The 17673-nt window shown below is 52.1% G+C and carries 18 protein-coding genes and 1 pseudogene; 6 read left to right on the forward strand and 13 right to left on the reverse strand.

The features are described 5' to 3' along the window. Positions 1–511 (reverse strand): annotated as a pseudogene (locus RTY00_RS05330) (A/G-specific adenine glycosylase); the annotation flags it as partial. Between the two features lie 154 nt (positions 512–665). On the opposite strand from RTY00_RS05330, the gene trmB reads away from it, so the two are divergent. The 5 genes from trmB (at position 666) to RTY00_RS05355 (ending at position 6936) form a co-directional block, all read left to right on the forward strand. Beyond that, positions 666–1385, forward strand: coding sequence for a tRNA (guanosine(46)-N7)-methyltransferase TrmB (gene trmB, locus RTY00_RS05335; protein WP_008107230.1), 720 nt, complete (start codon positions 666–668; stop codon positions 1383–1385). After that, positions 1385–1711, forward strand: coding sequence for a YggL family protein (locus RTY00_RS05340; RefSeq protein ID WP_008107231.1), 327 nt, complete (start codon positions 1385–1387; stop codon positions 1709–1711). The genes trmB and RTY00_RS05340 overlap by 1 nt, the downstream gene beginning before the upstream one ends. Positions 1712–1813: 102 nt before the next feature. Next, positions 1814–2530 (forward strand): DUF2884 domain-containing protein, encoded by a 717-nt coding sequence (locus tag RTY00_RS05345; RefSeq protein WP_312663688.1) that lies wholly within the window; start codon positions 1814–1816, stop codon positions 2528–2530. 176 nt (positions 2531–2706) lie between these two features. Next, positions 2707–4467 (forward strand): Ig-like domain-containing protein, encoded by a 1761-nt coding sequence (locus RTY00_RS05350; protein ID WP_312663689.1) that lies wholly within the window; start codon positions 2707–2709, stop codon positions 4465–4467. A gap of 171 nt (positions 4468–4638) precedes the next feature. After that, complete coding sequence (locus RTY00_RS05355) at positions 4639–6936, forward strand: Ig-like domain-containing protein (protein WP_312663690.1); 2298 nt, start codon at positions 4639–4641, stop codon at positions 6934–6936. A 38-nt stretch (positions 6937–6974) separates the two neighbouring features. Here the strand turns inward: RTY00_RS05355 and hemW are convergent, their stop codons facing one another. From hemW to RTY00_RS05375, 4 genes are read right to left on the reverse strand one after another with little or no spacing between them, the layout of a single operon-like run. Beyond that, a complete protein-coding gene (gene hemW / locus RTY00_RS05360; protein WP_312663691.1) occupies positions 6975–8114 on the reverse strand; it encodes a radical SAM family heme chaperone HemW in 1140 nt (379 codons plus the stop codon). After that, entirely contained in the window at positions 8107–8700 is a 594-nt protein-coding gene (locus RTY00_RS05365) for an XTP/dITP diphosphatase (protein WP_008107238.1), read from the reverse strand. The genes hemW and RTY00_RS05365 overlap by 8 nt, the downstream gene beginning before the upstream one ends. 20 nt (positions 8701–8720) lie before the next feature. Continuing rightward, positions 8721–9275, reverse strand: a complete 555-nt coding sequence (locus RTY00_RS05370) for a YggT family protein (RefSeq protein WP_008107240.1) — start codon at positions 9273–9275, stop codon at positions 8721–8723. Positions 9276–9287: 12 nt separating this feature from the next. Further along, positions 9288–9995: a YggS family pyridoxal phosphate-dependent enzyme gene (locus RTY00_RS05375; RefSeq protein WP_312663692.1), complete on the reverse strand. Its 708-nt coding sequence runs from the start codon at positions 9993–9995 to the stop codon at positions 9288–9290. 16 nt (positions 9996–10011) lie between these two features. On the opposite strand from RTY00_RS05375, the gene RTY00_RS05380 reads away from it, so the two are divergent. Next, the gene (locus tag RTY00_RS05380; protein ID WP_312663693.1) at positions 10012–11004 is read left to right on the forward strand and encodes a type IV pilus twitching motility protein PilT; all 993 of its coding nucleotides are present in this window, start codon (positions 10012–10014) and stop codon (positions 11002–11004) included. A gap of 117 nt (positions 11005–11121) precedes the next feature. On the opposite strand, the gene ruvX is transcribed toward RTY00_RS05380, so the two are convergent. The 8 genes from ruvX to RTY00_RS05420 all read right to left on the reverse strand — a co-directional run. Continuing rightward, complete coding sequence (ruvX, locus tag RTY00_RS05385; protein ID WP_061720236.1) at positions 11122–11538, reverse strand: Holliday junction resolvase RuvX; 417 nt, start codon at positions 11536–11538, stop codon at positions 11122–11124. Next, entirely contained in the window at positions 11538–12101 is a 564-nt protein-coding gene (locus tag RTY00_RS05390) for a YqgE/AlgH family protein (RefSeq protein ID WP_312663694.1), read from the reverse strand. Before RTY00_RS05390 ends, ruvX begins: the two co-directional genes overlap by 1 nt. A gap of 82 nt (positions 12102–12183) precedes the next feature. Then, positions 12184–13128, reverse strand: coding sequence for a glutathione synthase (gene gshB, locus RTY00_RS05395; protein ID WP_008107250.1), 945 nt, complete (start codon positions 13126–13128; stop codon positions 12184–12186). A 77-nt stretch (positions 13129–13205) separates the two neighbouring features. Next, positions 13206–13937 carry a 16S rRNA (uracil(1498)-N(3))-methyltransferase gene (gene rsmE / locus RTY00_RS05400; protein ID WP_008107252.1) on the reverse strand — a complete coding sequence of 244 codons (732 nt, stop codon included), beginning with the start codon at positions 13935–13937 and terminating at the stop codon, positions 13206–13208. Positions 13938–14011: 74 nt separating this feature from the next. Then, the gene (gene endA / locus RTY00_RS05405) at positions 14012–14719 is read right to left on the reverse strand and encodes a deoxyribonuclease I (protein WP_312663695.1); all 708 of its coding nucleotides are present in this window, start codon (positions 14717–14719) and stop codon (positions 14012–14014) included. Positions 14720–14820: 101 nt separating this feature from the next. Beyond that, entirely contained in the window at positions 14821–15333 is a 513-nt protein-coding gene (locus RTY00_RS05410; RefSeq protein WP_312663696.1) for a SprT family zinc-dependent metalloprotease, read from the reverse strand. A gap of 118 nt (positions 15334–15451) precedes the next feature. After that, a complete protein-coding gene (locus RTY00_RS05415) occupies positions 15452–16846 on the reverse strand; it encodes a sugar porter family MFS transporter (RefSeq protein ID WP_312663697.1) in 1395 nt (464 codons plus the stop codon). Between the two features lie 465 nt (positions 16847–17311). Further along, positions 17312–17673: methionine adenosyltransferase domain-containing protein (locus RTY00_RS05420; RefSeq protein WP_312663698.1), on the reverse strand; the 362-nt coding region annotated here is incomplete at its 5' end.

Here is a 17673-nt window from a genome sequence, read left to right on the forward strand (position 1 = left end):
CTTCGCTGATCTGCCACAGCCGTTTTTCAACGTCCTTTTTACCCGGCCAGCCGCCAACCGCGTAGCAGCGCGCCAGCACGCGTTTTACATTGCCATCCAGAATCGGGAAGTGCAGACCCAGCGACAGCGAAAGCACTGCGCCCGCAGTAGAACGACCAATGCCCGGCAGCGCTGCGACATCGTCAAAGTTACGCGGGAACTCGCCGCCGTGCATCTCCACCACCTGTTTCGCGGCTTTGTGCAGATTACGCGCACGCGCGTAATAGCCGAGACCGGTCCACAGATGCAGCACTTCATCCAGCGGCGCAGCCGCCAGATCGGCCACCGTTGGGAAGCGCGCCATAAAGCGTTCAAAATAGGGAATGACGGTAGCAACCTGGGTTTGCTGCAGCATCACTTCAGAGAGCCATACCTTGTACGGCGTTTTCTCCTGCTGCCACGGCAGGGTTTTGCGACCGAAGCGCTGATACCAATCCAGCACTTGTTGCGCGAACGTCGGCGCTTGCATCATAAGAAGGAAATTTTCCGTGTTTACTCTACAATCAGGCAGGAATTCCAGCACAGAGACCTCAGGGTGTAAACCGGAACATTGCAAAGGCTTGCTTCTGCTTCCTAACTTTGCATAATGCCCGTTTCCCAGAACAGGCTAACCAGCAGGCTTCAACATGATTAATGACGTCATCACCCCAGAATTTGATGAGAACGGGCGGCCATTACGCCGTATCCGCAGTTTTGTGCGCCGTCAGGGGCGCTTAACGAAAGGACAGCAGCTCGCGCTCGATAATTTATGGCCGGAGATGGGCGTGGAGTTCCAGCAGGAGCCGCTGGATCTGGTGACGCTGTTTGGCCGCGACGCGCCGGTGGTTCTGGAGATCGGTTTCGGCATGGGCGCCTCGCTGGTGACCATGGCGCAGAACAATCCGCATCAAAACTTCCTTGGCCTGGAAGTGCATGCGCCGGGCGTGGGTGCTTGCCTGGCATCGGCGAAGGAAGCGGGCGTGGAAAACCTGCGCGTGATGTGTCACGACGCGGTAGAAGTGCTGCAGAAGATGATTCCGGATAACTCGCTGCGCATGGTGCAGCTGTTCTTCCCGGATCCGTGGCACAAAGCGCGCCATAACAAACGCCGCATCGTACAGGTGCCGTTTGCTGAGCTGGTGATGCGCAAATTGAAGCTGGGCGGCGTGTTCCATATGGCGACCGATTGGGAAGCCTACGCCGAACACATGTTGGAAGTGATGAGCAGCATCGACGGATATAAAAATCAGTCGGAAAGTAACAATTACGTGCCGCGTCCAGAAACGCGTCCGTTAACCAAGTTTGAGCAGCGCGGGCAGCGACTGGGCCATGGCGTATGGGATCTGATGTTTGAGAGGGTGAAATAATGGCCGTACAGCGTAGCCGTCGTTTGCGTAAAAAACTGCATATTGATGAGTTTCAGGAATTAGGCTTCTCCGTCGCCTGGCGTTTTGCCGAAGGCACCACCGAGGAGCAAATCGACGCCACTGTTGATCAGTTCATTAATGAAGTGATCGCGCCGAATGGTCTGGCGTATGACGGCAGCGGTTATCTGGTGTGGGAAGGTTTGGTGTGCTTGCAGGAAACCGGCAAATGCACCGATGAGCACCGCGAGCTGGTGCGCAAGTGGCTGGAAGCCCACAACCTGACCGATGTTCAGGTGACTGAACTCTTCGACGTTTGGTGGGACTAAGTTTTAGTGGTTGATGCGGGAAGGTGGCCATAAATGGCCACCCTACAACGGAATTCGTAGGGTCGCCATTTATGGCGACCTTTTTATTGCTCAGGAGATTTCATGGTTCGTAAGGCACTTATCGCCGCGCTGCTGCTGGCGGCAACTCAGGCTCAGGCTGCATACGAGTGCAGCGTCAAGCCACAGGATGATGTGATCATTAAACCGCAGAGCGTGCAGGTGGTGGGAACCAACGGCAACCTCGAAATCACTCCGAAGGGCGATGTGCAGTTTAATGGCCAGAAGGTCAACGTGGATAACGCCGCGCGCCAGAAAGCCATCGATTATCAAACCGCGCTGCGTCGCGATTTGCCGTGGATCGATAGCGGCGCGACCTCGCGTCTGGAGCGCAGCCGCGTGGCGCTGGATAAAGTGATTATCGAGAAGCTCGGCGAGAGCAGTAACGTGCGTAATCGCCTCACCAAGCTGGATGGTCAGCTTAAGCAGCAAATGAACCGCATTATTGAGCATCGTCCAGACGGCTTGACCTTCCATCATCAGGCCATCGATCAGGTGCGCGCGGAAGGCGAGAAGCTGGTGCAGAGCACGCTGGGCGGCATCATGCAGGATAGCCTCAACGAAATGGGCAGCAGCCAGGCGGCAAATGGCAGCAATCCGCTGCAGGCGATCATGGGCAACCTTGGCGGTTTACAGCAGTCGGTACAGGCGGAATGGAATAAGCAAGAGCAGGATTTCCAAAACTTCGGCCACGAAGTGTGTAACCGCGTTACTGTCCTGGAAGATCAGCGTAAAGGTGTGATGCAGGGCGTTAAAGGTTAATAGCTTGACTATTTAAATAAAGCCAGCCCATTTACGGCTGGCTTTTTGTTTTTAAGGTGCACTGCATTTTAGAACCTTAGATTCGGGACGAATCTGATAACTGTAAAAATACCAAAATAATAATGATGTCAGTGTGATTCAACTCATTGAAATTATTTATTTTTTAAGGAATTTTTATGCTATTTTCTAACCCCTCAGCTTCCAATAATTCACCTTTATCTCTCATGGTAAGGGCTAAGTCTGACTGGTATAACGATGCACAGAAACGATGGGAAGGTAGCGTTTATTCACCGGATACTGTTGCTGTCCTCATTAGCATCAACGGAAATAACCCGTTAAGCGTGCCAGTGAGTGGCGGGCGTTTTACCTGGACGCCTTCTTTACCATTGCCTGATGGTGAATATGTACTGGGTTTTACTTCTGTTGATGCCACAAATAATCTTAGTAAAACCGTGTTGGTCAATTACAACATTGATACCGTGGCGCCAGATAAGCCAGTAATTACGGCAATTGAAGATTATGTCGACGGTGGTAAAAAAGACGGTGATAGCATAAAGAAAAATGGCTACACCAATGATGCGAATCCGGTCATACGCGGTGAGGCAGAAGCAAATAGCCTGGTGTACATCTATAACAAAAGCAGTAAAACACCCTTGGCTTCAGTGAAAACGAATGCGCAGGGTCAATGGGACATTGAAGTAAATCTGCCGAATGATGGCGCATATGAGTTGAGTGCTGTCGCAGAAGACCAGGCAAATAATCGCAGCCAGCCATCGCTTAAATGGAAATTTCAGCTGGATACCGAAACTCCGGATGGCGCCATTATAATTGATTATCAAGATGATGTTGGTCTGTATCGCGGCCAGTTTAACTTCAGCCGTGTCACCGATGATGCTCGGCCCGAATTGCATGGCAGCGGTGAGCCTGACGAATATGTGCGCATTCAGTACGCCAGTAAAAATGGTAATTGGATAACCACCGCAACGATAGCGGTTGACAGCGATGGCAATTGGCACTGGACGCCGCCAAATAATCTCTCCGATGGTGAATGGAGTTTCCGCGTTCGAAACATTGACCATGCGGGCAACGCTAGCAATTGGAGCAACAGCACTACTTTGCTGATTGATACTATGACAACTCAACCTATCATTTTGCAGGCGCTGGATGATGTTGGGCCAATACGTAATGTTTCTCCAGGGCAGATTACCGAAGATGCACGTCTTGATTTCAGCGGAAAAGCTGAAGCTTATAGCTTGGTAAAGCTGTATCAGGATGGAATGGCCGTGGGATCAACGCAAGCAAATATTGAGGGGGATTGGAAAATCACTCCGCTACAAGATATGAGAGTTGGGATAAATAATTTTGGTGTGAAATCTATAGATTTGGCGGGAAATGAAAGTTCGTACACTGCAAATTATCAGGTGAGATTTAACCCTATTCTTCCCGATGAATCTAATATGTACATTGTAGATTCATCGACCGATATTCCATTTTATACGCCAGTATCTGGTGAAATCCATATTATTGATATTGCGAGTTGGTTAAGCGGTACTCACCCTCTGCATGCAGAAAGGGCGGCTAATTTTATTTTTTCAGGTGAAAATCAGCTAATTGATTTTGCAGCAGTGAGTTCACGTGTGGACGGTATACAGAAAATTGATATTACCGGAAATGGCAATAATCAGCTTCATCTGGATTTGAAAGCTTTGCTGGCCGAAGGAGAGGTGGGACTGTTTATCAACGAAGAGAGTAAGCAGTTGATGATTGATGGAAATTCAGGTGATCAACTGACTCTTGATTCTGCTGACTTCGATGATGGCTGGTTAATTTCGCAGAGCAACGTGCTGGTCGGCGGGGGAAATTGGATGGTGTTAACCAATAATCAAGAGAACTACACGCTGCTGGTTAATCAGGAAATTGAAGTTAATTACAATTAATGTTTCGTAAATATCATAAAACCAGTCTATTTAGGCTGGTTTATATTTTCTTGTTAGATACTAATGGTATTTTATTCGCGACGAATCTGGTAACCATAAAGAAGTTAAATTGATAATTATTTAAATGGTTTTAACCATCAAAATCTAATTGGTCTTTAAGGAGTTTTTATCGTGATTTACGACAAGTCTGCATCAAATGAATATCCTTTTGTGCTGCCATCACTCATCATATTTGCTGAACCCGGTTGGTATAATGACCCGCAAAAAACCTGGCAGGGAAGTGCACCTTCTCCAGACACCGTTAAAGTCATGGTTATGGTTAACGGTGCAAACCCGGTAGAAATCCCGGTGGTTAACGGTAACTTCATTTGGACACCTGCGCAGCCGTTGCCAGATGGTGAATATACACTTACGTTTATTGGTTTTGATCGTGCTGGTAATAGCAGTACGCCCCTTTTAATCGAATACAATATCGATACGACTCCGCCAGTAAAACCGTTGATCATCGCAATTGAAGATAATGTAGATGGCGGTATTCAGGATGGAAATAGTATCAAACGTAACGGTTTTACTAACGACGCTAATCCAGTAATCCGTGGTGAGGCTGAAGCTAACAGTCTGGTCTATATTTACAATAAAAACAGCCAAACGCCGCTGGCGTCGGTAAAGGCGAATTCGCTGGGCGAGTGGGAAGTGGAAGTCAGTCTGCCAAAAGATGGCGAATATGAATTGAGTGCAGTAGCCGAAGACCGAGCAGACAATCGTAGCCAGCTATCAGAATCATGGAAGTTCCAACTCGATACGCAAAATCCGGACGGTGCATCAATTAGTTACTACCAAGATAATGTAGGCTTAAAACGCGGTGAGTTTGATTTTAGTCAGGCGACCGATGATCTTCGCCCGGAACTGCATGGTAAGGGTGAGCCAGGTGAGTATGTGCGTGTTCAATATGCAAGCAAAAATGGCACCTGGATTACCACCGCGACCGTGGCTGTTGATATTAACGGTAACTGGGAATGGACACCGCCGAAAGATTTGTCCGATGGTGAGTGGAGTTTCCGCGTCCGCAATATTGATCACGCAGGTAACGTGAGCAAATGGAGTGGTAGCACCACGTTGATTATAGATACATCAACCATCCAGCCGACTATTTTACAGGCGATTGATAATGTTGGGCCTATCAGCAATATATTACCGGGAGAGCCAACTGATGACTCACGGCTGGATTTCAGCGGTAAGGCGGAAGCCAACAGTTTGGTTACGCTGTTTCAAAATGGCATTGCTGTCGGATCAGCTCAGGCAAACGTATACGGTGATTGGATAATAACACCATCTTATGACATGAATGTAGGCATAAATAACTTTAGCGTGAAAGCAATAGATGCCGCAGGTAATGAAAGTGTCTATTCATCTAATTATCCAGTGAATTACAAACCATTACCTAAATATGAAAGAAACTTTGAAGACTGGGAATCAAGAGGAAATGATAACTGGAAAACTGGAGTAACCTATAATTATGGGAAGCTCAAAGTCACGGAATTGAAACACGGTGATGCAGCCAACGGCTGGCATACAGGCATCATGACCAATGGCAAAACGCATAACGATTATTATCATGGCCGTGCAGTCACTATGCTGGATAATTCAATCGTTAAATATGATTTTGGTGAAACGGACTATGTAGCTTTCAATTATGCTAATTTACATAATAGCAATGCTGAAGTGAAAATTTTCTCCCCAAATGGCGAGCTTATCACCACACAAGTACTTATCAGCAGTGGAACAATTAACTACGAATCTCAAAGCAGTGTGTTCAGTTATCAGGCAATGGCTAATAAACCGATTGGTTACATAGAAGTACACTCCGCCGTTGATCCAGATACTTATGCATATTACTGGTATAAAGGCTGGGTTAAAACAGTCAATGATGTTGGCTGGACCATCGATACCATGACATGGGGAAGTGGTGAGGCAGGTGGTGTTAGTAAGGTAAATAGCATCGCTTCAACAGATGCGGCCCCAATCTACTCCCCAGCGGCGGGTGAACTGCATATTATTGATGTCGCGAATTGGTTGATTACCACACAACATTTGCATCCTGAAACCGCGGGAAGTGTAATCTTTGATAGCGCCAACCAGCTTATTAATTTTTCAGAAGTAAGTGATCGTGTTAATGGCATGCAAAAAATCGATATTACTGGCACAGGTAATAATCAGCTTAACATTGATTTAAAAGCGTTACTGGCTGAAGGAAGTAACGGGTTATTTATCAGCGATAACAGTAAGCAGTTTATGATTGATGGCGATACCGGAGACAGTATTACCCTTAATCATGCGGACTTTAGCGATGGCTGGTTAATGTCACAGAATAAATTACAGGTTGGCGGAGAAAGCTGGACGCTATTAACCAATAGTAAAGAGCATTACACGCTGTTAGTGAATCAGGAAATTGATATTACTTACAGCTAATATGATATAAAAATGCCCGGTTAAAGCCGGGCATTCTTTTACTCTTCTGTCAGGAACAATTCTAATAGCGAGTTCAGGAACAGTTTCCCTTTCTCAGTGATCTGCCAGTTTTCAACCGTTTCCACCACATATCCCGCGCTTATCGCCGCATCAATTTGCGGGCGAATCACCTGCTCATCCATGCCGGTGTAGCGACGGAAATCTGCGCGCGGTGCCGCTTCCAGTAGACGGAAACGGTTCATAAAGAACTCGAACGGCTTGTCGTTCTCGGCCACGTCGTGCTGCTTATCGAGGTAGTTGCCTTTCATAAAGCCGCGCGGATGACGGGTTTTCACCGTACGTACGATGCGACCATCGGTTTGCGTCAGCTTGCCGTGTGCGCCACAGCCAATGCCGAGGTAATCACCGAAGCGCCAATAGTTGAGATTATGCTCGCAGCGATAACCCGGTTTGGCATACGCCGAGGTTTCATATTGCTGATAGCCCGCAGCGCTCAGCAGTTGATGGCCTTGCTCAAAGATATCCCATAGCGCATCGTCATCCGGCAGTTTTGGCGGACGCGATCCGAATAAGGTATTCGGCTCAATCGTCAGCTGATACCACGACAGATGCGGCGGATTGAGCGCAATTGCCTGGCGTAAATCATCCAGCGCTTCTTCCAGCGATTGATCCGGCAAGCCGTGCATCAGGTCGAGGTTAAAGCTGCGCAGACCTAAACCTTCAGCCAGCTGTGCCGCGCGCACCGCTTCTTCCGGTCCGTGAATACGGCCCAGGCGCTCCAGCTTCTGCGGACTGAAACTCTGCACGCCAATCGAAATACGGTTAATACCGGCTTTCTGGTAGGCGCTAAAGCGATCGGCTTCCACGGTGCCTGGATTGGCTTCCATGGTGATTTCCGCATCGGCCGCCAGAGGCAAACGTGCCCGCACGCCGTCCATCAGCATCTGCATTGCATTGCTGCTCAGCAGGCTTGGCGTACCGCCGCCGATGAAAATAGTGCGCACTTCACGCCCGCCGGTCAGCGGCAAATCCTGTTCGAGATCGTTAAGCAGGTGCTGCACATACTCAATGTGCGGCACCTCGCCTTTTAACGCGTGAGAGTTGAAATCACAGTACGGACACTTTTGCACACACCACGGAATGTGGATGTACAGGCTTAAAGGAGGTAACTCAGGCATTGCGCATCGCTTCCAGCAGCAGCGTCAATGCTTTACCACGGTGAGAGACGGCGCGCTTTTCGTCTTTACTCAGCTCTGCCGCCGTTTTACCCAATTCAGGGACATAGAAGATGGGATCGTAACCGAAACCGCCTGCGCCCGCTGCCGCGCGGGTGATTTCCCCGGCCCAGCTACCGTGAAACACCAGCGGCGTTGGATCGGCGGCGTGACGCACGTAAACCAGCACACAGTGGAACTGCGCCTGACGTTCGCCATCCGGCACCTTTTCTAATGCTACCAGCAGCTTGTCCAGATTTTGCTGATCGCTGGCATCAACGCCCGCATAGCGCGCGGAGTAGATCCCCGGCGCGCCGCCCAGTGCATCGACCGCCAGACCGGAATCATCGGCAATCGCCGGTAAGCCGGTGATTTCAGCCGCATGACGCGCTTTCAGAATGGCGTTTTCGATAAAGGTCAGGCCGGTTTCTTCCGCCGACTCAACGCCGAGTTCGGTTTGCGCCACGATATCAAGTCCGAAGGCCGCTAACAGATCGGCCAGTTCACGAACTTTGCCCGGATTACCGGTAGCGAGAACAACTTTTTGCATAACAGTTCCAGATAGACGAATTACAGCAAATACCAGAGACCTGGGAACAGGTCCATGCCGAGGAAATTCAGCGCGTACAGCACCAGAATCACAATCATGGCAGAGAAATCGATACCGCCCATCGCCGGCAGAATACGGCGAATTGGCGACATCAGCGGTTCAGTCAGCTGCATCAAAACCTGATCCACCGGGCCGCGACCCTGGCTGATCCAGCTCATCAGCGAACGAATGATGATCACCCAGAACACCAGATAACCGGCGGATTTCACCAGCGACAACAGGCCAACCAGCAGGTTGGTGGGATCGACCGAGAACACGCCGACCTGAATCAACAACAGGATCGGATATTTCAGCGTGGTCAGCACAAAGGCCAGCAGCAGCGATGCGGTATCAATCGGGCCAATCGCCGGGATCACGCGGCGCAGCGGTTTGATAATCGGTTGGGTGATCTTCACGACAAACTGCGCCAGCGGGTTGTAGAAGTCACAGCGCGACCACTGCATCCAGATGCGCAGCAGCAGCACCATCACGTACAAATCGATCAGCGTTTTGACTAAAAACGTCAGTGTTAACATGAGGTTCCTCAATTATTGTTGTGAAGGTCGCGCATAATCCCGCGCGCCAAAAACGGCGGTGCCAATACGCACCATGGTGCTGCCCGCGGCGATAGCCGCGTCCATATCGTCGCTCATTCCCAGAGAAAGCGTATCGACGTCAGGATAATCCTGTTTTAAGGCATGAAACGCGGCGGCCATCTGCTGACACACCGCTAATTGCCGCGCGTAGTCTGATTCTGGTGCCGGAATCGCCATCAGCCCACGCAAGCGCAAATTCGGCAGTGCGGCGATCTGCTGCGCCAGCTCCGGCAACGCCTCCAGCATGATGCCAGATTTGCTGTTCTCGTCACTGATATTTACCTGAATTAACACGTTGAGCGGCGGCAACGACGCCGGGCGCTGATCGTTCAGGCGCTGCGCGATGCGCTGACGGTCAACGGTGTGGCACCAGGCGAAGTTTTCCGCTACCAGACGGCTTTTATTGGATTGCAGCGGGCCGATAAAGTGCCATTGCAAATCAGGATGTGCGGCCAGCTCAGCCACTTTTTCAACCCCTTCCTGCACGTAATTTTCACCGAACGCTTGTTGTCCAGCGGCAATGGCTTCTGCGACCGCGCTCGCAGGTTTGGTTTTGCTCACTGCAAGCAGCGTAATTTCTTCTGGCGCGCGGCCGCAACGTGCGGCGGCAGCGGCGATACGCTCACGCACTTGCTGTAAGTTGTGCTCAATGGAAGTCATAGTCAGGAGAAGTTAAATGGAGTTGGATGAAATTGTGGCCCTTAGTGTAAAGCATAACGCCGCCGATCTGCACCTTTGCAGCGGACATTTGCCGCACTGGCGGCGACAAGGCGTGCTGGAGCCGATTCCGCAGCAGAACGCGCTGGATGGCGGCTGGCTGGAAGCCTTTATGCAGCAGTGGCTCACGCCATCACAACAGGCCGAGCTGGAGGAGAATGGCCACGTTGACTTTGCCATCACGCTTGCCAGCAGCATTCGACTGCGCGCCAACCTGTTTATGCAGCGTCACGGTTTATCGCTGGCGCTGCGGCTGATTGCCAGCCAGGCGCCCGATCTCAGCAGCCTGCATTTACCTGACGTAGTGAGCCAGCTGTTACAGCTGGAAGAGGGGCTGATTTTAATTACCGGCGCCACCGGTAGCGGTAAATCCACCACGCTGGCGGCGATGGTGGATTGCCTGAACCGCCAGCAGGCGCGTCACATCCTGACGCTGGAAGATCCGATTGAGTTTGTGCATCGCAGCCAGCGATCGCTGATTCAGCAGCGTGAAGTCGGCGCGCACTGCGCTTCGTTTCAACACGGGCTGAAAGCTGCGCTGCGTGAAGATCCTGATGTGATTCTGCTCGGTGAATTGCGCGACAGTGAAACCATCCGGCTGGCGCTCACTGCGGCAGAAACCGGCCATCTGGTGCTGGCTACGCTCCATACGCGCGGCGCAACTCAGGCGGTCGATCGGCTGGTAGATGTGTTTCCTGCCGAGGAGAAAAACCTGGTGCGCACCCAATTAGCGGGCAGCCTGAAAGCGGTGCTGGCGCAGCGTTTAGTGCCGGCGAAAGCGGGCGGGCGCATTGGCTTGTTTGAAGTGTTGGTGGCGACGCCAGCGGTGGCGAACCTGATCCGCGAAGGCAAAATGCATCAGTTGCCTGGCGTGTTGCAAACCGGTGCGCAGACTGGCATGCAAACCTTTGCCCAGAGCGAGCAGGCGCGGCAGGTGGCGGGGATGATTTAGCGCGATGTTGTTATATCGGTCGCCATGAATGGCGACCCTACGACAAGCCAATGACGGCAGCGTGTGTGGATTTACCGTAGGGTGCGCATTAATGCGCACCGGGTTTATATACGCTCTTTAATGCGTATCAAACCAATCTTCGAGGATGATCACTGCGGATTGGGAATCAACCTGGCCTTTCTGCAGCGCACGAAAACCGCCGCGTTCAAACAGGTCGGCACGCGCTTCGACGGTGCTCAGTCGCTCGTCCTGCAGTTCGACGCGAACGCCAAAACGGCCATGCAGGCGATTGGCGAACTTACGTGCGCGCGCGGTGAGCTCCTGTTCGGTGCCATCCATATTCAGCGGCAAACCTACTACCACATAATCGGGCTGCCACTCTTTCAGCAGCTTTTCGATCAGCTTCCAGTCCGGCGTGCCATCCTGCGCTTTGAGCGCCGTTAACGCGCGGGCGGTGCCCGTTAGCTGCTGACCGACCGCAACGCCGATGCTTTTAGTGCCGAAATCGAAGCCCAGCAAGGTTTCACTGGCCATCAGGCGTGTCCTGCATCGGTGGCAATATTGTGAATATCAACACCTAAACCGCGTGCCGCTTCACGCCAGCGCTCAGCGATGGGCGTCTGGAACAGAATATTAGTGTTAGCAGGCGAGGTGAGCCAGGCATTTTCCAGCAGCTCATCTTCCAGCTGACCTTTCTCCCAGGCGCAATATCCGAGCGCCACCAGCACGTTATCGGGCTGTGAAGCGGTACCGATCGCTTCCAGCACATCACGCGAAGTGGTGATCACCGTGGTGTCAGAGATACGAATGCTTGAGGAGTAAATGCGCTGTGCCGAGTGCAGGATGAAACCACGATCTTCCGCCAGCGGACCACCGGCGAACACCGGCTTGTCCAGTTTGATGGCAGGATCGCGTTCAGTTGCGCTAATTTTAAGCTTTTTCAGAATGCCTTCGACCGTCAGGTTTTCCATCGGCTTATTCACGATCAAACCCATGGCGCCATCTTCATTGTGCTCGCAGATATAGACTACCGAGCGTTTGAACAGTGGGTCCTGCAGCGACGGCATCGCAATTAAAAAATGATGCTGTAAATTCATTATCACTCGTATACCAAAAATAACCGGCGCAGCCGCGGCAGCGCCGGTTTTGGGTGTTCACGGAGTGGAGACTCCGACGGCATCAGCCCAGGCGTTTCTCAATGGCATCCATCAGCATGCCAGTGATCGATATCGGGAACGCGGCCTCGATTTCACGTACGCAGGTTGGGCTGGTCACGTTAACTTCTGTCAGTTTATCACCGATGATATCCAGGCCGACAAAAATCAGCCCTTTAGCTTTCAGCGTTGGGCCGACACGGCGCGCAATTTCCCAGTCGCTGTCGCTCAGCGGACGCGCTTCACCACGGCCACCAGCCGCCAAGTTACCGCGCGTTTCGCCGCCTTGCGGAATACGCGCCAGGCAGTACGGCACAGGTTCGCCATCCACTACCAATACACGTTTGTCGCCATCTTTAATCGCCGGCAGATAGTTCTGCGCCATGCAAAAGTTCTGGCCGTGATTAGTCAGGGTTTCGGTGATTACGCCAAAGTTGGGATCGTCCTGCTTCACGCGGAAGATCGATGCGCCGCCCATGCCGTCCAGCGGCTTCAGGATCACGTCGCCGTGTTCCTGCCAGAAGGCGCGCAGCTGTTCTTTGTTGCGCGTGACCAGCGTATCTGGCGTCAGGTCGGCAAACCACGCGGTATACAACTTCTCGTTGCAGTCGCGCAGGCTCTGCGGTTTATTGACGATCAGCGTGCCTTGCTCTTCTGCGCGTTCCAGCAGGTAAGTGGCGTAGATAAATTCGGTGTCGAACGGCGGATCTTTACGCATCAGCACCACGTTAAGATCGGCCAGCGGGATATTCTGCTCGCTGCCAAACGTGTACCAGTTGTCGTAGTTCTGCTCAACGCTCAGCAGACGGGTGCGCGCATAGCTCACGCCACCGCGCAGGGAGAGATCGCTCATCTCCATGTAATGAATTTCGTAACCACGGCGCTGTGCTTCCAGCAACATGGCGAAGCTGGTGTCTTTTTTTATGTTGATGGACGAAATCGGGTCCATAACGATGCCAAGCTTAATCATTATTCTCTCCTAAATGGGGAAGCAGCTACCCCGAAAGCGTTGTGCTGTGAAGTTACGTTCGAACCCGAAAGTATCGCTTAACCGAGGTCACCAAACCTCACCTGAAGTGCCGTAATGGCGGTGAGTGCGGTGGTTTCGGTGCGCAACACGCGTGGTCCAAGCAGAATATCGGTAAAACCCTGCTGCGCAGTCATGGCAATTTCATCGGCGGTTAAGCCGCCTTCCGGCCCAATCAGCAGGCGCAGACGCTCAACCGGCTGCGGCAGCGTATTGATGCTGTGGCTGGCGCGCGGATGCAAATTGAGCTTCAAACCGTCTTCGGCTTCCGCGCACCAGGCTTGTAACGTCATCGGTTCGCGAATTTCCGGCACACGATTACGGCCGCACTGTTCACAGGCGGCAATCGCGATTTTTTGCCATTGCTGAATTTTTTTTGCCAGTCGCTCGGCATCCAGCTTTACGCCGCAGCGTTCAGAAAACAAGGGCGTAATCACATTCACGCCAAGTTCGATCGATTTCTGGATAGTGAATTCCATTTTTTCACCGCGCGACATTACCTGGCCGAGGTGTAAATGCAGCGGGGATTCACGGTCATCAGCCTGACTGGCAAGGACCCTTACTTTTACACGCTTTTTATCAGCCTGGGTGATTTCGGCGCTAAAAGTCAGATTACTGCCATCAAACAGCTCAATTTGCTGACCGGCCGTCATGCGCAGCACGCGTCCGACATGGTTAGCGGCATCCTCGTCGAGGAAGACTTCACTGTTAACTTCGAGAGATTCGGGATGATAAATGCGAGGTATACGCATGCGGTTCCTGCCAGCGTTATGCCGTGTCAGCGGACACGGCGCAATCGAAAAAAAGCTAGTGTAGGGTAGCGCTTTTAGCGCTGGCAAGCCTGCTGTACGTAGGAATTATGATTTCCCTGCACTTTGGCGATGCGATTGTCGCGCTCGCACTCCCACGTCGTCACCGGATATTGCTTATCCCACGCGGTAAATAGCTGGGTTTGCTGGCGTGACAGGCGCAGATGATATTGGTCGCGCATATAGAAGTAAGTGCGGGCAATGGCGCCACGCGCACGCTCCGGCGGCTGCGCCAGTTTCTGCTTAAAATCAACCTTCATGCCGCATTGACCGTACTGCTGTTCGCCGCCGTTCCACTGACTGTACTGGAAGTTATTGCGGTCGCCGTTCACCTCACCAATCGCGGGCTGCAGGTTATGCAGATCGCTTTCGATGCGGCGGTAATCGGCATCTTTGCTGCAGCTTTTGCGGCCGCCGTTTTGCCAGCACTGACGCTGATGGCCGAACTCCCACGCGGGCATCACATGTTCCCACTCAATACGTTCGGCGCGATTGGCGTTCTTACGCACGCTGTAGCCACAGCTGTTTAAATCGGGCACGCCCTTTTTGCCGTGCCAGCTGATTTTGCAGCCGCAGTAAAAGTCGGCGGGCGCATCAGCGTTGATCTGCGCGGCATAAGTTTTGGCCTGACTAAAATTGTTTTGATGATAGTGAGTAAAACTGAGGCTATAAGCGCTAAGCGGGGCAACTAATAAGGTAAGTAACAGCAGCGTTTTGCGAGACATATTCCAAAAATTAACCTGGTCCTGAAAAAGGGCGGCAGGGTAACAGAATGATGACGTACGGGATATGAGATTAGGCTATGTTGCTGAACTATATTGCTAAACTATTTCGATAAAAACTCACCGGGTTGCAGCAGCGATTTGCAGTGCACGCAGCGATATTCGCTTTCACCGCGCAGCACGCGGTTATGGCGGCGCACAGTAAGCTGATGCTGCTGGCAGCTGCAGCGATAGGGAAAGGTGTTACTGCGCACCGAGTCGATTTCAAACTTGTGGGTGCGACGCGCAGGCACACCCAGCACGCTCTCCATCATCCATTTCCACTCTTTGCCGTGCGGCGGCACGCGGCCAAAGGTTTTCCACACCAGCAGATGCGCCAGTTCGTGCGGCACCACTTCATCAACAAATGCTTGCTGATTCTCCAGCAGCAGCACCGGATTGATGCGGATTTCCCACTTCTCCAGCCATGCGGTGCCCGCAACGGTGCCGCGCTGCTGGTAGATCAAAGAGGGCTCATCAAAGCGGCGTTCCAGCTTTTCGTTAGCCAGCTGCAAATAATGGCGCAGTGAGCGCATGACGGCTTGCTGTAAGGCGATGGGAAGGCGTGGTGTTTTCATGTGGGGCAGCATAAAAGGTTGCAGCGGTTGAATCAACAGAGTGTGCAGCGCTCACCATTAATGGCGAACCTATAAAAAAGGGCTGCCAGTTGGCAGCCCTTGCATTCGCTTATCGGAATTACTTCTGACCGATGTCGCGCAGTTTTTTGCCAGACATCAGGTTGCGCTCGATGTGCTCCAGCGAGACGTTTTTGGTCTCTGGAATCAGCGCCAGCGTCAGCAGAATGAAGAACACGTTCAGACCGGCGTAAACCCAGAAGGTTGGCGCGTTGCCCAGCGTATTCAGCATGGTCAGGAAGGTAGCACCGACGATCATGTTGGCAATCCAGTTGGTCGCGGTGGAAACCGTGATACCGAAGTCGCGGCCTTTCAGCGGCTGAATCTCGGAACACAGTACCCAAATCAACGGACCGGCAGACATCGCAAAACCAATGATGAACATCAGCAGCATCGCCACCGCGAAGTACTGCGCTTCTGGCGAGTTGATGCCGATGTGCAGCATGGTGCCGAGGATGCCCATACCAATCGCCATCACCATGAAGCCCAGCACCAGCGTAGGCTTACGGCCCCAGCGATCCACCAGACCGATAGCAATAAAGGTGGCCAGTACGTTCACCAGACCGACAATTACCGTGCCCCACATTTGCTGCGTGGTATTAGCAAAGCCAGCGATTTCGAAGATCTTCGGCGCGTAATACATGATGACGTTCATACCGGTGAACTGCTGCATCACCTGCAACAGCACGCCAAGGAACACCGCGCGGCGGAAGTTGCTGTTGCTCTGGAACAGCTGCCAGCCTGACTGTTTGATTTTCAGGCTTTCACGGATTTCATCCAGCTCGCGTTTTGCTTGCTCGCTGGTATCACGCAGACGCGATAACACGCGCTCAGCACTGCGGAAATCACCTTTAGCCGCCAGCCAGCGTGGGCTGTTTGGCAGGAAGAACACGCCAATCAACAGCAGCACCGCTGGAATGGTGATGATGCCCAGCATCCAGCGCCATGCGCCAGCATCGCTGAACGCGGTATCGGAGAGATACGCCGCCAGAATACCGATGGTGATCATCAGCTGGTACAGCGAAATCATGCTGCCGCGAATTTTCTCTGGTGCGATTTCAGAGAGATACAGCGGCGCGGTGTAAGAGGCGACGCCGACGGCCAGGCCGAGCACCACACGTGCGGCGATCAGCATTTCCGGGCTGGTCGCGCCTGCAGACCACAGCGAACCGATAACGAACAGAATCGCACCGGCCATCAGGCTCTTTTTACGACCGAGACGCGATGACATCCAGCCGCTACCCACAGCACCAACAGCAGCACCAAACATCATTGAGCTGACGATCCACTCTTGCTGATGAGCGGTGACGTTAAAGTCTTTCGCGATGAAAGGCAGAGCACCGGCGATAACACCGATATCCAATCCAAACAGCAAGCCGGCCAGCGCCGCTAAAAAGCAGACAAACAAGGTCATGACCTTATTTGAAGTTCTGCTCTTATGAGTATTACCAGGCATGAAGCCTCCAAAGTTTATCCATCGTTGTTGTTATCAATGTTATGAAACCTGTCGGCGGAAAAAAGTGAGTAAGATCACATCAGTGTAATCGGTTACACACGCTGAAACCCTGCAATCCAGCATTTTCCGCCCGAAATAGTTACGTAACCAGTAAGGTATAGCACCCTTTAAGTTTCTGACATCGCACTAAATACCGGCAATCAGAGGACGCTGAAAATAACGCATTTTCACCGTAATAACTACGCTGAAAAATCTCTAAATTGCCGATTGTTAAAGGATTTCAAAATGTAATCGTTATCACCAAGTTGTAAGCGAGGTGAAAGAAGTGTAGACAGCCTGGAAGAAGTGACAAATCGAGGTTTGGAGTTGTTGGAGTGGTTGGGGACCAGGTCGTCATAAATGACGACCCTACGGGCACAAAAAAGCCCGCCAGTGGCGGGCTTGATAACGATGTCGCTTCTGGGCTTACTTCAAACCCGCCGCTTCGCGCAGCTGCGCCGCTTTGTCAGTCTGCTCCCACGGGAAGTGCTCACGACCAAAGTGACCGTATGCAGCGGTCTCTTTATAGATCGGTTTCAGCAGATCCATCATCTGAATCAGGCCGTATGGACGCAGGTCGAAGAACTCGCGTACCAGCAGCGTCAGCTGCTCGGTAGAAACTTTCTCAGTACCGAAGGTTTCAACCATGATGGAAGTTGGCTCAGCCACGCCGATGGCGTAAGAAACCTGGATTTCGCAACGGTCAGCCAGGCCAGCCGCGACGATGTTTTTCGCTACATAACGTGCAGCGTAAGCGGCAGAACGGTCGACCTTTGACGGATCCTTAC

This window comes from Pantoea sp. CTOTU49201 (genome assembly GCF_032054795.1).
GTDB classification, from domain to species: Bacteria; Pseudomonadota; Gammaproteobacteria; order Enterobacterales; family Enterobacteriaceae; genus Pantoea; species Pantoea symbiotica.